This window comes from Sinomicrobium soli, assembly GCF_003285545.1.
GTDB lineage: Bacteria > Bacteroidota > Bacteroidia > Flavobacteriales > Flavobacteriaceae > Sinomicrobium.
The window spans coordinates 265,412-283,121 of the sequence record NZ_QLNV01000001.1 but is presented as its reverse complement, the minus strand read 5'-3'; the positions used below and the strand labels follow the sequence as shown (position 1 = coordinate 283,121).

At 52.5% G+C, this 17,710-nt stretch carries 9 protein-coding genes; 2 read left to right on the top strand and 7 right to left on the bottom strand.

Going from position 1 to position 17,710, the window contains the following annotated elements; genetic code table 11:
• Window positions 1-106 precede the first annotated feature (106 nt).
• The 7 genes from DN748_RS01215 to DN748_RS01180 form a co-directional block, all read right to left on the bottom strand.
• On the bottom strand, window positions 107-1,693 hold the full coding sequence (locus DN748_RS01215) for a hypothetical protein (protein WP_112369934.1): 1,587 nt from the start codon (window positions 1,691-1,693) through the stop codon (window positions 107-109).
• A gap of 287 nt (window positions 1,694-1,980) precedes the next feature.
• Window positions 1,981-4,272: a beta-glucosidase BglX gene (gene bglX / locus DN748_RS01210; RefSeq protein ID WP_112369933.1), complete on the bottom strand. Its 2,292-nt coding sequence runs from the start codon at window positions 4,270-4,272 to the stop codon at window positions 1,981-1,983.
• Window positions 4,273-4,345: 73 nt separating this feature from the next.
• Window positions 4,346-5,980 carry a family 16 glycosylhydrolase gene (locus tag DN748_RS01205; protein ID WP_112369932.1) on the bottom strand — a complete coding sequence of 545 codons (1,635 nt, stop codon included), beginning with the start codon at window positions 5,978-5,980 and terminating at the stop codon, window positions 4,346-4,348.
• 10 nt (window positions 5,981-5,990) lie between these two features.
• Window positions 5,991-7,532, bottom strand: a complete 1,542-nt coding sequence (locus DN748_RS01200; protein ID WP_112369931.1) for a hypothetical protein — start codon at window positions 7,530-7,532, stop codon at window positions 5,991-5,993.
• A gap of 12 nt (window positions 7,533-7,544) precedes the next feature.
• Entirely contained in the window at window positions 7,545-9,041 is a 1,497-nt protein-coding gene (locus tag DN748_RS01195) for a RagB/SusD family nutrient uptake outer membrane protein (protein ID WP_112369930.1), read from the bottom strand.
• Window positions 9,042-9,059: 18 nt separating this feature from the next.
• Window positions 9,060-12,101, bottom strand: coding sequence for a SusC/RagA family TonB-linked outer membrane protein (locus tag DN748_RS01190; protein ID WP_112369929.1), 3,042 nt, complete (start codon window positions 12,099-12,101; stop codon window positions 9,060-9,062).
• 223 nt (window positions 12,102-12,324) lie between these two features.
• On the bottom strand, window positions 12,325-15,117 hold the full coding sequence (locus DN748_RS01180; protein ID WP_161554439.1) for a helix-turn-helix and ligand-binding sensor domain-containing protein: 2,793 nt from the start codon (window positions 15,115-15,117) through the stop codon (window positions 12,325-12,327).
• A gap of 120 nt (window positions 15,118-15,237) precedes the next feature.
• Between DN748_RS01180 and DN748_RS01175 the strand changes: the two genes are divergently transcribed.
• On the top strand, window positions 15,238-16,194 hold the full coding sequence (locus DN748_RS01175) for a DUF3829 domain-containing protein (RefSeq protein WP_161554438.1): 957 nt from the start codon (window positions 15,238-15,240) through the stop codon (window positions 16,192-16,194).
• A gap of 578 nt (window positions 16,195-16,772) precedes the next feature.
• Window positions 16,773-17,693, top strand: coding sequence for an ROK family protein (locus DN748_RS01170; RefSeq protein WP_112369925.1), 921 nt, complete (start codon window positions 16,773-16,775; stop codon window positions 17,691-17,693).
• Window positions 17,694-17,710 lie beyond the last annotated feature (17 nt).

The window sequence follows — 17,710 nt, the reverse complement described above, 5'->3', positions numbered from 1 at the left end:
GACCTCTTCTGTTGGTCTTATCACTTGTGATCCTTGCGCTTGCGATCAGAACAACCCGACGGGATCTTTGCTGTACGAAATCAGCATGTTCTTTTAAAAAAACTGTTCAGTTTTTTCCGGACAACTGCATTTCCGAACCGTGATAGAGATAGAGCGCACCATAAGACCAGTGCGGTCCCTGCTGTCCGGGGTAGTCCAGCCTGTCCATCATCAATGCTACATACCGGAACGGGTACCCCTCGGGTAACTGAACGACATTGGGCCATACCCTTGTTCCGGAAGTTGCATCCCAGGGTGGCAGGTCCATGTGTAAACTCCCGGCTTCCCGGAGGTCGGGATAGGTGTAAATAAAGATCTTTCGCTCCGAGCTTCCCGAAAAGCAATACCGGGTATTCCCGATTTTCTGTATGGAAGTTCCGGTAGAATTATACCGGACCGGACCTGCAATTTGCCGGTACCCCCTATCCCAGTGGTCCGACTCCAGGACAATGGCCTTGTACCCGTCGTGATTCTCACAGGTAAGCATACGCCATTTATTTACCTCCTCATCAAATACGATATGGGGGTCCTCGATATCTCCCACCATCCCGAAAGGAACGGCATTCATGACGGAAAAACCGAACCGGGGGTCCTTCCCGCTTTCGATGGCCAGTAACTGCTTCTTTTCCCTTTCAGGGTTCGCATAGGCGCTGAAGCCTGTCGTCATCCCTCTCCAGACCTTGTCTTTCCTGTCGTAAAAGATATGCGATGCGATCTCATTCCGCAATAAGCCGTCCCCGCGATCAAATACGATGACCCCTTCAAATTTAATGTCGAAAGTGGTGGGGTCCAGGCTGAATACTCCCTGCAGGTGATGTGGCAGGCCCCGCCCCCGTACAGACATGGTATACCAAAGCCTTCCCCGGTCGAGCAGGGGGTCCCCGTTCTCATAAGTAATTGCCCTGATATCGGCCAGGCCCACTCCCGTGCCGAATTCCACACCGGCCTTTTCTATCCGGACTTCGCCTTCGTTTAACTGTGCGAAAAGCCGTGTCTGAAAATGCTGCAGGTAATATTTTTTGCGCAGATCGATATGAGTGTTAAAATCTGCCTGCCCTATTACCCGGGGCAATCCCTCATCCTGCAGGAACAGGGTAAGCCCGCTGCCCAGCATTTGAAGGATGATCCTCCCTTTCAACGGCTGTCTTTCTTCCTTATTTACGGTAATTGACCGGTCTGTGATCACTTTTTCTGCATCCCGGACCCTGAGGTTTACGCCGGTGAGCAGGGTATCGTTAAAACCGATCGTGACCAAAAACTGCTCCTTGTGTGCCGCATCGGAAAATTCGAAACCGAGGGCCCCATTCCCGCTGACAGAAGACAGGTCTATCACATAGGTCGCGAAAGGGTTGAAGCCTCCGAACCAGATCCCGGTCTGTGTCTCTTTTGCAGCGGCAATCACCAACTCATTACCGCGAATGCTCACCCCGGCCCGCTCTTTTGAATAATGCGTGACGGGATGCATTGCCTGAAGCCCCACCACATTACCGGGTTCCAGCGTTGCCAGTGGAATGGCCTGTTCTTCGTTAAAGATCATTCTCTGTACGCCCTGCCGGACGAAACTGATATGCTCCGGGGAAACTTCCTGTCCGGAGATCGCGGGGCTTGTTAATATGACAAGGATGAAAAATAAGGTACGGGCAAATATTTTCATGCGAGCAAATTTAGATGGTATTGTTTATAAATGACAGATGTTATGCATTCGATTGCGCTTTTTGGTCTGCAACACAGTACGGCCGAAGGTCGGAATGTATCGAAGACCGGGTTACAGGTTATCCCGAAACCCCGGGGGCCGACTTCCGAAACTGTTTTCGGCCTTGCTGCTAAAATAGTCAAAACATCCGAACTTCCCGATCCTCCGGTAATTACTTTATAACAACCCGGGCCGTACTTCGGAAACTTCCGCGGTACGACACGGGCCTTATTGTATGGCGTTCCCGATCATTCGGACCTGAATTCGAAGGAGGTGGCATCGGTCTCTGCCGAACTGCTTCCTATGTAGAGCCGGAAGCGCCCGGGTTCGGCCTCCCATTTCCTGTTGATGGTGTAAAAAGAAATCATATCCTCATCGATCACGAAATCCACTGTCCTGGCTTCCCCGGGTTCAAGGTGGATCTTTTCAAAGGCTTTCAGCATTTTCACCGGGCGGGTAATGGAGGCCACTTCGTCATGAAGGTAGAGCTGTACCACTTCCTCTCCGGCCATTTTCCCGGTATTGGTCACGGTAACAGACGCCATTATGGTGCCCCCGGTAGTAAAGGAATCCCGGTTCAGCTGAATATTCCCGTAGGCAAAATGAGTATAGCTCAGCCCGAAGCCGAAGGGAAAAAGAGCGTCGTTGGCGACATCGGTATAGTGGGAATAGGTCACCTGTTCCCCGCCTTCCGGGCGGCCTGTGCTTTTGCGGTTGTAGTAGAGCGGTTCCTGTCCTACATGCCGGGGGAAGGAAACCGGCAGCCTGCCCGAAGGGTTGTATTTTCCGAAGAGCACTTCTCCTACGGCGTTGCCGTGTTCCGAGCCGAGGAACCAGCTTTCGAGCAGGCCTTTTACCTTGCCGGCGCTGTCGGTGATATCCATGGGCCTGCCGTTCATCAGCACCATTACGGTGTTTTTGTTGGCTTCCGTTACGGCATCTGCCAGTTGCTGCTGTACGCCGGCAAAACCTATATCGGCCTGGCTGCGGCCTTCTCCCGATTGAAAGGCGTCTTCTCCCACGACCAGGATCACCGCATCGGCTTTGCGTGCCAGGGATACCGCTTCGGCAAAACCGCTGGTATCCTCGTCATTTATATCCAGGGGAGATAAAAAGTTACGCGTTCCGGCAGCGAGGTCGGCTCCTTTGGCGTATGTTATTTCACAGCTTTCCGGCGCGTGGTTCCGGATACCTTCCAGTACCGAAACGGCAGAATTCGCTTCGGCCTGCGCCCGCCAGTTCCCGAGGGGGGAGTCTTTGTCACCGGCAAGAGGGCCGATCACGGCGATATTCCGGATATTGTTCCCCAGCGGGAGGATATTCCCGTTGTTCTTCAGCAAAACGATCGATTTTTTTGCCGCTTCCAAGGCCACCTGCCGGTTTTCGGAGGAATAGAGTTCCTGCTTTTCGGTCTCTTCATTACAGTACCGGTAAGGGTCGTCAAAAAGCCCGAGGTCAAACTTTACCCGGAGTATCCGCTTTACGGCATCGTCTATAAGGTTTTCGGGTATCTTGTGCTCCTCCACCAGTTGTACCAGGGCTTCTTCATAAGCTCCCCCTTCCATATCCATATCGATACCTGCCCGTACGGCGAGACCGGTGGCCTGGACCTTATCGGCTGCAACCCCGTGAGGGATGAGTTCGGCGATGGCGCCCCAGTCGGATACATTAAAGCCCTTCCAGTTCCAAGTGTCTTTCAGGATCTCCCGTTGCAATTTCCGGTCGGCACTGGCCGGGATGCCGTCAAGGTCGTTAAACGCGCTCATAAAGGTCGCTACCCCCGCGTCGGCCGCTGCCCTGAAAGGGGGCAGGATGGTATTGTGAAGCTCGTGTTCACCTATGTTTACGGTGTTGTAATCCCTTCCGGCTTCGGCGAAACCATACCCGGCAAAATGTTTGGCACAGGCGGCGATGGTGTTCGCGGCCGAGAGGTCGTCACCCTGAAACCCCCGTATCCTTGCTACGGCAATGACCGCATTGAGATAGGGGTCTTCCCCGGCACCCTCCATGATCCTGCCCCAGCGGGCATCGCGTGAAACATCCATCATCGGGGCGAAGGTCCAGTTAATTCCTGCTGCCGCCGCTTCCCGGGCGGCCACCCGGGCTGTTTTCTGCATCAGTTCCAGGTCCCAGCTGGCGCTTTCTCCCAGGGGTACGGGAAACATGGTGCGATAGCCGTGGATCACGTCGTAACCGAAGATAAGCGGTATCTTAAGCCTGGAATTTTCCATGACCAGCCGCTGGGCTTCCCGGGTATTGGCTGCCGAAGTGACATTGAGCATGCCTCCAACATGTCCCTTCTTGAGTTTTTCCAGCTTTTTCCTGTCGTCGGTACCCGTAGCAGGGCCGGTAACATCCCAGCTGCCGTTGTACAACACCATTTGTCCCACTTTTTCCCCGAGCGTCATCAGGGCGAGTACCGAATCTGCTTTCTGCTCTGTACTGCCGGAAGGGGCAGTGGCGTTCGTAGTCCCGGGGTTGCAGGCAGACAGGACGGTCCCCGCAAGACACCCCATGAGTACTTGTCTTGTTCTTGTCATGTGATTTCGAAAAAAGAGACAGGAAATATCACTTGTCCTGTCTCTGTAGATTATTACACTTCTTTTTGGCGGATTACTGGTATACGCGTACGTATTCCACCTCCATGGAGGATTGTTCGAATGCCGGATCTATTTCTCCCCCGAACGTACCTCCCATCGCCACATTCAGGATGAGGAAGAAAGGGTTGTGAAAAGGAGTGTCCGGCGTATTGTCGAATTTGTGGAATATCTTGTTGTCTACCGCGAAGATAATCTGGTCTTCGGTCCATTCCACGGTATAGTTGTGAAAGTCTGATGCCACATCGTCTATGACCGTAGATTCCGATACGGCATTGCCCGCGAAATTCCCCGGGAAATGCAGGGTACCGTGTATCACATCGTGCTGGTTGGCTACGTATTCCATAATGTCGATCTCTCCGCAACCCGGCCATTCCACTTCCTGGAAGTTGGACCCCAGCATCCAGATGGCGGGCCATGTACCACCGCCTTCGGTGAGTTTTGCACGTACTTCTACCCGGCCGTAGGTAAAATCGAACTTGTTATGGGTAGTGATACGGGAAGAGGAATAGTTATAACCGTTAATGCTTTCCGCGACGAGGTTTATGCTCAGTACCCCGTCGTCGATCACGGCATTGTCTTCGGTATAGTACTGCGATTCGTTATTTCCCCAGCCGTTGTTGTTGCCTGTTTCGAAATTCCAGTTTGCCGGGTCGGGGGCACTGCCTTCGTCGAATTCATCCGACCACACCAGGTTTTCAAACCGGGTTTCCAGCATTTCTTCCTCTCCGCCATTGTTTCCGCCGCCTTCGGGGTCGGTGGTAAATTTCAGGTACCAGGCCAGGGTACTGTTGGAGCCCATAATGGCTCTGACCTCCATATAATCTTCTTCTATGGTAAGGATATCGTATGCACTGGCACCGATGTAGTAGCTCATAAAGCCACCGTCGGATATGATAAGCTGGGTGCCGGTACCTCCCGGTGCTTCCGAAACGGCAGGTGCGAGATTCACAAATTTGTTTCCCGAGGTATCGAAGGGAAGACAGGCATCTTCTCCGCCGCTTCCTCCTCCCACGGAAAGATAGTCTGCATTAAAGAAGGTTTCTCCCTTGTTGTCCTGTTCAAAAACAATGTTGCCATTGCTGTCCAGGCTGAAGGTAAGCTCGTCGTTATAGAAGCAGTCGCCTTTTTCAAAGGGGGTCGCCGAATAATAATCGGGAGAGAAACCTTCTGCCGGGCCTACCCCGAGATGTGCGGGGAGGGCTTTGGCGAGGTACCAGGTCTTGCTGCTCTCTCCCGTGAGCAGGGCCTTGGTCTCCGGGTCGTCAAATTCGCTGAAGACGGTGAGGTTTATGGTCTTGCTGGTGCTCACGCCACCGGTACCGCTGGCGATCACGGTAGCGATGTAATCGTTGACCCCGGGAGTGGTAAACCGGTGGGTGTAATTACCGCTGGTGGCGAGTTCCGACGATTTGTCGCTGAACGTAAACTTGTAATTGGTGGCGTGTTCCGCACTGGCCAGGAATTCTACCAGTCCGCTGCCGTCGCCGTATTCGTTTTCATCGTCGGCACCTATGATGCGGGCTTCGAGGTTGAGCCCGGAAGGGGCCGTGATGTCTCCCAGGCTGTTGTCGTCGTCCTGGCAGCTGCTGTGCAGCAGGAACAGCATGGCGGCCAGCAGTGTTGATATATAAAATGGAAATCGTTTCATTGTCCTGTTTTTAATGAGTAAGTGCTATATCGTCAAAATAAAAGGTATCTCCCCGGCCCGTCTGGTCAAAGTCCATGAAAATGGTTATGACGTCGAGGTTTTCCAGGTTATCGGTGCCTGAAAAATCAAAGCTCAGTGTTTCCCATTCTTCTGTCTTCGTAGTGACGGAAGAAATCTCAACGGCATGGTCAGAGCCCGAATCTTCCAGTTTCAGGAGTACCGTGGCATTGTTTACGGGCGACCAGGTCTTGATGCTGATCACCTGTGAACCGGAAAGGTCTATCGGGCCGTCGAGCATAATGTTGGACCCTGCCCAGGTCTCGGCGCCTTCTCCCTTAAACAGACCGGTCACTTTTTCGGAGGTGTTGATCCCCGATTTGTCGGGATTGTCTGCAATACCCGATGTGGCCCCTCCGAAATTCATCCACGGGTAGGATACCGGGTCCTCGAAGGTAAGCGGAAGTTCGGGGAAGGCCGGGCGGATATTGTCGAAATAATAGGTTTCACCTTCTCCCGGGATATCGAAGTTGAAGAACAGCACGAGGGTACTGTATACCGCGGACTCATCCCGGGCGGACAGGTCGAACACCAGGGTTTCCCATTCCCCGGCAACAGTGGTGTGCTGCCGGAACTCCACAAAAGTATCCGGGTCGCCCTCTTTTTCCATTTTCAGCAGTACCGGCATACCGGCTTCCGGTGCGTAGACGTCTACGGCTATGGCTGTGCTCGCGGAGAAGTCGACCCCTCCGTTGATGACAGCCGAGATCCCTGCCCAGGTTTCCGATCCCGGGGGTTTGGTATACGCTGCCACGGTGCTGCTGTTGTTGGTGTTGTCGGGGGCCGGATTGTCCGTCAGGGCTGCCATTGTGCCGTCGCCACCGCCAAAATAGTAAAAATCATAGGCTACCGTGGGGATCTCGAAGGTTATGGGAAGTACCAGTGGAGTTGATATCTCCACGTCTTCGGTGTATTCGGTAGTCGCTGTACCGCCGCTCAGGGCAACCACTCTTATGGTGTAGGTGCCTATATCCCGGTATTCATGGGAGGCCGTCTCTTCCGGCGTTATGAACGCGGGTTCCTCGTTCTCGTCCTCGCCGAAATACACTTCAAAGCCCGCAGCGTGGTCTGCCGTGGCACTGACGGTAACCGTAAACGGATTTGCATTGTCCCTGTCAATGGTCACTTCAAGGTTTTCGGGCGGCAGAAAGGAGAGCACGAGTTCTTTGGTAGCCGTAGCGCTGTTGCCGTTGAGGTTTTTAGCGGTAATTTCAAGGGTGTAGTTCCCTTCGGTATAGGTATGGGATACGCTTTGCCCTGCGGCGATTTCGCCGGAGGCTTCGCTCCCGTCACCGAAATTGATCACAAAGGCGTTTGCCCCCTTTGCGGAAGGGAAGATCTCGACCTCTCCCGAGTTGTCCTGCCTGATGATAAAACCGGCAGTGATATCGGTGGGTTCGGCAATACGTACGCTTTCCGGCCCGTCGTCGTCTGCACAGGCCCAGAACAGGCCGGTGAGTATGGTGCATATAAACAGATGTGTTATCGTCTTCATAGTGTTGGTCTTTTAATAGTCGGGGTTTTGTTCCCAGTTGTTTTGCGAGAACTGTATTTCTTCCAGCGGTACGGGGAATACGTTGTTTTTCGGTGCCGTAAACCCGGCGATGGTACCTTGTGCCCTCCCGGTGCGTACCAGGTCGAAAAAGCGGTGTCCTTCCCCCATGAGTTCAGACCTCCGGTCGCGGTAAATGGCTTCCAGCAGGGCATTGCCCGAAGAAGACACCCCGTCCAGTCCGGCGCGGTCCCGCACCTGGTTCAGATAGTTCCTGGCCTGTGCTTCATCGATATTCCCGCGAACGAGCGCCTCGGCGGCCATCAGCAGTACGTCGGCATAGCGTATGGCCCTGTAATTGTTGGGCTGGGTGAGGTTGGCATCACCTTCGTTCTCATTGATACGGGGCAGGTACTTCCTGTTGTAGTACCCGGTATGCCCCGTCACCGGATCGGGATTCCCTACCCCGTAAGTGGCCCCGGTTTCGGCGGCCCATGCCTCGATATCCAGTACGGTAACGTCCCTGCGGAGATCGCCGGGCTCAAATGAGTCGTAGGCTTCCTGTGTGGGCAGGTTGAACCCGTATCCCGGTTCGAAAACCGGGCCGCTGTAATTCCGTATCCCGCTGAACCCCACCATGACATTTCCCTCGCTGCACTGCAGGCACTCAAAGCCGGCGCCCTGCACCCCGGTATACTGTATTTCGAATACCGATTCCCCCGAGTTTTCGGCTTCGAACTCAAAGAGGTCTGCATAGTCCTCCCCGGTCTGCGTACCGTAAAGGTGGTATTTCCCGGAGCCTATCACGAGGTTGAGTACCGTGGCGGCTTCGTCGAATTTCTCCTGGTAGAGATAGGCTTTCCCCAAAAGGGCCTGTGCGGCACCTTTGGTAACCCTGCCCACTTCGGGGGCGTCCGTTGCCAGCCTTTCTATGGCATACAGGAGGTCGCTTTCGATATAGGAGTACACCTCGCTCACGGGCGACCTCGGTATGGAGGCTTCCTCGCCGAGGACAAACTGTCCTTCCGGCTTGACCGGGATGGGACCAAACCATTTTACCAGCTCAAAATTGAAGTAGGCCCGCAAAAACCGGGCTTCTGCCAGCAATTGCTCCTTACCGTCGAACTCCGTCTTGTCCTGGTTCTCGATAATAAAGGAGGCCCGTTGCACCCCGGCAAAGTTCCAGTCCCATATATCGTCGAGGTTGTCGTTGATCGGGGTGTGCTCCATCCGGTCTGCCTGCTGCCATCCTATCACGTCGGTGGCACTCTCGCCCCCGGCATGGGTGTTGTCTGAAGCGATCTCGCCCAGTATTACGTTGACGTAGGTAGACTGCAGTATGTCGTAGGTACCCAGCAGGGCGTTGTAGTAATCGTCTTCACTGTTGAAGTAGTCGCCCGAGGAGATCTCGTAACGCGGGTCTACTTCCACAAAGTCATCGCCGCAGCCCGTGAGCAGGAAAGAAGCGAGTATTCCTGTTACCAGTGGTTTGTATAGAGATATATTTTTCATGTTTCTTGTCCGTTTCGTTTAGAATTGAAGGTTTACACCGATGATATATGTTCGCGGTACAGGGTAGAAACCGTAGTCTATTCCGCTGCCTATGGGCTCGCCGGTAGAGGCCGTGGGGTCGTACCCGGAGTATTTGGTAAAGGTGTGCACGTTATCCACCTTGGTGTATATGCGGAATTTGTCGAGCCCTGATTTTTCCACGAATTTCAGGGGTACGGTATACCCGAGGGTAATGCTCTGTATCCGGGCAAACGATCCGTCTTCCACAAAGAAATCGGAAAAGACCTGGTTTGCCGTGGGGTTTGTGGTTACCCGGGGAACGCTGTTGCTCGTGCCCGGGCCGGTCCAGCGGTTCAGGCGGTAGTTCATCCTGTTGACGTTGGGCTGGTCCCTTTCGTAATTCCGCACGATATCATTGCCCAGGTTGGCAAAGGAAAAGGCAGAGAAGTCAAATCCCCTGTACTGAAGACCCAGGTTGAGCCCCATGGTAATATCGGGGATGGGATTTCCCAGATCGGTGCGGTCGCCGGCGTCCAGGACACCGTCGCCGTTGAGGTCCACATAGCGGATATCCCCCGGCCTGGCACTGGCACCCAGGGCACTCTGAGAGGGGTGTGCGTCTACTTCTTCCTGTGTCTGGAAAATACCGTCGGTACGGTAGCCGTAGAAATACCCCATGGGTTTCCCTTCTTCCATTCTTGCAGGGGCGGGCTGGCCCACGCCGAAACCTCCGCCTTCGATATATCCCGTACCGTTGTTTACCCGGGTCACCTTGTTGTTCAGGGTGGCGATGTTATATCCGGCAGAGATGGTAAGTTCGTTGTCGAAGGTCTGGTTGTAGTTCAGGGCAAACTCCCATCCGGTGTTCTCTACGGTCCCGGCATTGAGGATCGGCCCTGCAGCTCCCGGAGCCCCGGTACCCAGTATTCCCGATACGGGGATATTGTCGATGAGCAGGTCTTCCCGGACGTTTCTGAAATAATCCGCAACCAGTTCCAGCTTGTTGCCGAACAGCTGCAGGTCGAACCCGATATCCAGTTTTTTGGCTTCCTCCCATTTTATGGCAGGGTTGGCCAGTGTTCCGGGGGCATAGCCGTTTACCAGGCTCTGCGCATCTCCCAGTACGTAAGTGGCTTCCCCGTTCAGCAGTGACAGGTACCCGAAGGCGGGAATCCTGTCATTGCCCATCACCCCGTAGCTTCCGCGCAGCTTGAGGAAGTTGACGATGCCGGTGTTGTCGAAGAAACCCTCTTCCGACACGACCCATCCGGCAGTGGCCGACGGAAAATAGGCAACGCGTTCGTCGGGGCCGAAATAGGTGGAGGCATCCCTGCGTATCATGGCAGAAAACAGGTATTTGTCCTTAAAGGCGTACTGCAGCCTTCCGAAATAGGAAAGGCGGCGCTGGTCGTAGGCCCAGGAGCCGTTGGTCTGGTTGTCTCCCGAACCTGTGGCGGTATTGAAATCGGCAAATTTCCACTGGTTGGCCTGTACGCCGGTACGTGTTCCGTTAAGACCCTCTCCGTAACTCCTGTAGGCGGTCATCCCCGCCATGAGGGTAACTCTGTGGTGGTCTTCGAAGGTATTGCTGTAGGTGTTGAAAAGGTCGAAGGTATAGTCGTTGTCATTGATCTTTGCCAGGGTCACCATATTGTCGCTTCGGGTGTATATCTTGCCTGCGCCGTAGTTGTATACGGGGCTGAATTCCCTGTTCCTGGTGTTGGAAGTATTGAAACCGAACCTGGCCTGTAGTTCCATGTTCCTGATGTATTTCAGGGAGGCCTGCAGTGTTCCGCTCAGGCGGTTGGTGATGTATTCGTTAAAGGTATTCTCGATCTGGGTGAGCGGGTTCACCACCTCGTTCCCGAGACTGAGGGTGCCGTCCAGGTTGTCTTGTGAAGGGTTGATGACCGGGGCGATATTGGCTGCGTTAAACAGCACCGACCCCAGGGAAAAGCTGTTTATATTGTGATTTTTGGTTCGGTTGTAAAACAGCTTGGTACTCACGGAAAGTTTATCGGAAACCTCGGCATCCAGGGAAATTCTCGCGGTACTCCTCCTGAAACCGGCCTTGTCACCGCCGATAATACCTTCCTGGTCCAGGTGCGAGGCCCCGAGGGAGTAACTGACCTTTTCCTCTCCCCCGGTAATGGTGAGGTTGTGATTGGTTACGGGAGCCTGCCGGAACACCTCGTTCTGCCAGTTGGTGCCTGCTCCGAGCGTGCTGACATCAGGAAAGGGGAGTTGTTGCCCGGCATTGGCATAGCTCTCGTTGAGCAGCAGTGCATATTCGGTGGCATTGAGTACCGGCAGCCTGCGGGTAGTTTCCTGTATCCCGGTATAGCCGTCATACGAGATCCTGGCTTTCTGGTTTTTGCGTCCCGACTTGGTGGTTACGAGAACCACTCCGTTTGCCGCAATGGTCCCGTAAATGGCAGCCTGGGCATCTTTGAGCACGGTGATGTTCTCAATGTCCTGGGGGTTGATGGAATTCAGTCCGCCCTCGTACTGAAACCCGTCCAGGATAATGAGCGGGGCATTGTTCCTGTTGGTGGAAATTCCGCGTATCCTGATGTTGGATTCTGTCCCGGGCGCACCGCCCTGGGGGGTGACGTTTATCCCCGAAGCAGTCCCTTGCAGGGCCTGCGCCGCATTGAGGGGCTTCAGCTCTTCGATGGTCCCGGAGTTTATGGTGGAGACCGCGCCGGTGATTTCCTTTTTTACCTGTGAACCGTAACCTATTACGACGATCTCATCCAGTGCCTGCAAGTCGGGATGAAGCTTTACATCGATGGTGTGTTGCGTCCCAATGGTAATTTCCCGCGAGGCAAAACCGATATAGGAGAATACCAGTATATCCCCGGCAGAAATGCCGTCTATGGTATAATTACCGTCAAAATCGGTTACTACTCCCCGTGTCGTGCCCTTGACGATAATATTAACCTGTGGCAAGGGCATATCGGATTCGGCATCGGTCACATTTCCCGAAACGGGAAAGGTCTGGGCATATACCCCGAACGAAGCCGCCAATAGCAAAAATGATAGTAGTGCTTTATTCATTACATTGATGATTTTGTTTGAAGCCAATGTATTAATAAACCGTTATGAAAAGGAAAAATCAACCTCAACAAAAAATATACATGATAAAAAAAGAGGTATTATTTTTTGTAATTCATCACTCAATAGCTTTAAAAATGAGGAATATTCATTTTTTAAGAAAAATTGGGATTTATCCTGTTTCCCTGCCCTGTAGGGGGAGTTGTTGAGGTAATGTTGAGGTATTTTAAGAGTTTGTTGAGGCCCGGAAATTGAGGATGTATTCGGCAAGCCCGTCTTTGTGGTCCAGCTCCATCTTTTTCCGGAGGCGATATCGTTTTATTTCCACACTTCTTACCGATATGTTGAGCAAAGGGGCGATCTCCTTGGAAGAGAGGTTAAGCCTGAGATAGGCACATAATTTGAGGTCGTTGGGGGTGAGATTGGGATGTTTCTGTTTTACGGCGTGGAGAAAATCTTTGTCGGCATTGTTAAAGGCTTCCTTAAAGAGGTTCCAGTTGTCTTCGTCGTCCATGTTCCTGTTGATAAAGGAGATGACCTTACGGGTGTCTTCGGGAGTTCCTGCCCTGGAGAGTTTGTCTTTCAGCTCTGCCAGCAGTTCGTTTTTCCTGATGATACTCATGGTAGAAGCGGCGAGTTCGCGGTTTTTGGAGGCCATGTCGTTTTCCAGTTTCTGGTTTTCAAGGGTCATGATCTCCTGCCGGCTTTCGAGTTGTTTGATCTCCAGTTCCTTTTGCTGCCGTGTGATAAGGCGTTGCTGCTGCCTGCGGTAATAATCGGAATACATGCGGTGTACAAAGACGATAAGGGCAAGGAGCAGGAGTACATAGACGACTGCCGCCGTTCGCGAAGCGTACCAGGGCGGTGCGATGGTAAAGCGGAAATTTTCGGTACCGGTGACCTGGCCGTTGATCCTGGCCCTGACCTCAAAGAGGTATTCGCCCGGGGGGATATTTTTAAAACCGGCTGTGGCCTCCGGGCTCCAGGCACTCCAGGCGGGGGTATAGTTCGCTATCCGATAGCTGTATTTTACGTCGTTCAGCCTGCTGTACTGGAGCACGCTGTATTCGAAGCGGATAAAATTGATCCTGCTGGGGAGCTCGGTATCCCGGTTGTTCAGGGAGCGCGGGGTATAGTGCTCGCGCCTGTCTGCGGTTTCCACTGCCTGTATGCTGAGCTTTCTCGGGGCGTTGTACTGGTACGGAAGCTCAAACACCACGTACCCCATACTGCTCCCCACCAGGTATTTGTCGCGGCTGAGCAGTGAAATGTTTTCAAAACGGGTAGCTATACTGCGGTATGCCGCGGGCAGGGGAACATAGCGGAGCTCCGGCCTGTTGCGAAAGGCATCGGTAGCGGTGTGGTAGATACCGTCTTCCCCAAAAGTCCACCAGACCCCGTCGGGAGTCACCGTTGAAGTTCCGGTGATCCGCCTGGTATCCGCGGTTAACTGCTCCAGCCGGTTTTCCGGGGTAAAGCTGTCAGCTTCGGAAAGAAACTTGTATATGTGTTCTCTGGTGGAGTAATAGATACTGTCTCCGAACTTGAATACACTGACGCCCTGCGGGGTATTTGCCGAGGGGGAAAAACTCCTGACCTTTTTTACCGTGGCATCCGGATTCATTTTAAGGCGGAATACCCCGTTGTGGTCGTGGGCTATCCACACTGTGGAATCGTTCTCGACCACTATATTGCGTGACGAGAGGTCGAAACCTTTTATTTTTCGTATCGCCCCGGTACTGTCTATATGGGTGATACCGTCGTAGTGGCCCTGTATGATACCCTTTCCCAGCGGTTTCAGTTCCCAGGTACCGGACTGGTCGAAGATGAGTTCGGCCCGGTCCTTATCTATAATAAAGGTACCCCTGTCATGCCCGGCATACAGCGTCCGGCCGATGCGGGTAATGGTCCATACCTGGCCCTTGGTTCCCGGCACGAGCCGGTAGGGAGTTTCCTGGCCGGTATCACTTATGTAAAGTCCCTGGTTGGTGCCGAGGTATCGCAGGCCGTTTTCCTGGTAACTGCAATATACGGTTCCCGTCTTTCCGAAAGTATCGTTAAACAGCTTGATGGTGTTCTGCCTGTTGATCACGCTTATGCCGTTATCTGTCCCGCACCAGATATCGCCGGAAGCATCTTCGAAAAGAGAGAGCACCGTGTTGTTGGTGAGGGTGGGCTGCAGGTAGTGCTGTTCCTGTCCGTTCCCGGGGCCGAGAAGATACAGGCCGTTGCCTATGCTTCCCAGGGCGAGGGTATTATCGTTCAGGAGCAGGGCAACATATATGCTTTCGGAATAGGGATATCCTTCCACTGGGAGGGCTTCCCATTTTCCGTCCCCGGCGGCAAAGACCCCGCTGCCCCGGGTTACGGCAAGCATGCCGTCGTTATAGGGGAAGAGCCCTACGATCATTTCGTTCCGTATGGCTTCATAGGGCACTACGGTACTGGGTTTCCCGTTTTCTATGACATACAGGCCTTCGTTTATGGCCTGGTAATACGCGTTGTTTCCGACCCGGAACAGGTTGAGAATAATATTTTCGGAAGAGATTACCGTGATCGATTGGTCTTCTTTATGATAGCTGTATATGTTGTTGGGGCTCTGGAAAAGGATGTAGTTCCCCAGGACCTCGATATGCCAGAACTGTTCGCCATAACGTATCCCTCCATTTACCAGCGGGATAAGGCTGGTATATTCCAGCCTTCCGTCGTCCTGTCGTTCCCAGTAGCCGAATTCCATGTATGCGCCGGTATATATCCTGTTTTCCGACACCATGACCGATCTTACCACACCACCGTCGCCTGTCTGGTTGAGATGCCACTGGGCACCGTTGTATTCCAGTAAACCGGAATTATTGGCGATATAGATATGCCGGCTGTCGTCCTGAGACAGCATCCAGTTCTGGTTGCCCGCCCTGTAGGTCTCCGGGCCAAAACCCGAAACGGGAAGGGTCTCCTGGCCCATAACGGTCCGGGAAACAAAGCAAAGCAGAAAGAGTAATACACCGATAGAATTCCTCATGCCACTAAAATAGTACAGATATCGGAATTTATTCCTGCCTGCCCGGAAAATCCTTGTTTCCGGGTATTTTTTTTCCTGGTTTAAACCGGTAATTTTGCAGACATTAACTAAATGATGGCCATGAAGCATGTTTGTTATACCCTGGTATGTGTGTGTTGTATGGGCCTGTGGGCCTGCAAGGATAAGCCTTCCCCTTCCGGAGACCCGAAAACCGATATGTATGCGGCGTCTGATACGGAAGATGCCAATTCGATCATTACCTATAACAATGCCATGATACAGTTGGATGACAAGAGGCGGTCTTATCTCGAGAGGGTGATCTCCAACGTCTCCAAGGTAGAGGAAGGGCTGGAAAACCCGAGTTCAAAACTGGCTTTTGCGGTATTGATGTCCCCTATTTATATTGCCCCGATACAACGTCCCGGGACATCGACAGATACACCGCCTTCTGCCCTGGAAACCGACGATCGCGATTTTTTTACATCGAAAGGAGAGGAGGTAAGTGATAAATTTGACGCTATAAGGGAGAGCTACAAGCGCCTTGACGAGTATGTCAAGGCTGAGGATTACAAGGACGACGGAGGCAGGAAGGGAAACGAGATCATCGATGAGCTGATCGTGTTACTGGAGGAGTACTATACGCTCAATGCCGACCTTCACCGGCGCCTGGCGGTAGTGTCTGATGGTGCGGAACGGAAAATATTGCAGGACCATCCGCTGAAGTCCTATATTTTTGCCGCCAAGGATGATTTCAGGGCCATAGATGAATTCATAAAAACAGGAGAGGCCCAGGGGGGAAGTTATGCAGAACATGAAGCTGTATTCAGGGAAAAATACGATGCCCTGGAAACCGCCCATAAGAAGCACAGTGAGATGTCTCCCGAAGGGATGAAAGACTATGCCGGCAAGGAGGCTTCCTTTGCGAGGTTTAACGAGGCTGTTAACAGCTTCCTGGTTACGGCCCGGAGAATAATGAGGGATGCAGCATCTTCGGGACAACTTTCAGACAGGCAGCTGGAAGCCCTTTCGGACGAAATGAACAGTGTGCGGAATGCCTATAACCATTTTGTAGATTAGGGTGTAGCCCCGTAAGTACGTACAGCAGTACTCCGAGTACCCGAAGCGTGTTTTTACCCTCCCGTATGCATATGGGAAAGCGGGCTTATAATTGTTAATTTTAATATCCGAAAGCCCGGAAATTGTTATTTGCACAATTTTTCTTCAAAAAATATTTACTTTGCTAAAACGATTTAGTAATTTAGCACCGTTTTCTGCCGGGTATAGCACAGGAAACTTCAGCGGAAAAGTTATGGCATAAGCCATTGGTTTCGGCCTGTTGCCTTGGATCCGGGTACCGGGTTTTTATAAAAAAAGTACCATGTGGATAAATGTATTACTGCCGGTTTTTACCATTTTGAGAGGATTATTTCTTGTTTGGTATGGGCAGTATAGCGCCTGTAAGGCGGAGAATAGTGTTATGTGGGGGTCCGTCGGGGTTTAGGCTTCGATGGACTTTTTTGATGACCGGCTGTAACATATGGGGATTTTTTTGGTCTGTTATTCAGACGGCGATAAAACCTGGCTTTCGGATTTGCGTAAACAGTTTCACCGGTGAACAGATCATTTATTAGCGAAATACGACAAAAAATAATATCATGCCAATAGCAATTGGAGTAGATGTGGGCGGAAGCCATATAAGCAGTGCTGCTGTAGACATAGAGAGATCAGAAATTATTAAGGGGACATATTTTCACGGAAACCTGGATAGTAAGGCATCAAAAGAAGAAATATTCGAAAGGTGGTCTTCGGTGATCAACAGGACCCTTGGGGCATCCGAAGGTCAAGGTGTTTCGGGAGTGGGCATGGCCATGCCCGGGCCTTTCCGTTATAAGGAAGGAATAGCCTGTTTTGAAGGGAACGACAAATATGAACAGCTTTATGGGGTATCGGTGTTGAATGAACTTCCGGGATACCTGGATAAGGACGTCTCCCTGCGCTTTCTCAATGATGCGACTTCTTTCGGGGTGGGAGGAGCCCTCATGAACAAGGACAAGAATGGCAACCGGGTAACGGCGATCACGCTGGGAACGGGTTTCGGAGCGGCTTTCCTGGAAAGGGGAATTCCGGAAACGGCTGGAAGCCGGGTCCCTGAAAACGGTTGTCTGTGGGACAAGCCGTTCCTGGAGGGGATGGCCGATGATTATTTCTCAACCCGCTGGTTTCTTTCCCGTTATACGGAATTATCGGGTGAAAACGGTCTGAAAGGGGTCAGGGACCTGCTGGAGGTCACTGATATCGATGTATCGCGGATATTTGAAGAATTTGCTCAGAACCTGTGCAGTTTCATGCTGCCCCATCTCAGGAGGTTTGAAACTGATCTGCTGGTAATGGGGGGAAGCATATCCCGTGCGTATGAATACTTTTTGCCCCGGCTCCGTGAGTGCTGGAATAAAGACGGCCTCGACATTCCTGTTGCCGTGGTCCCCAATACCGAGGAGGCCAGTATCATCGGTGCTGCCCATCTCTATGACCATGCCTTCTGGAATGAAGTAAAAGACCGGTTACCCGAAAAGTAGGTAACCGGTAGTTGTTT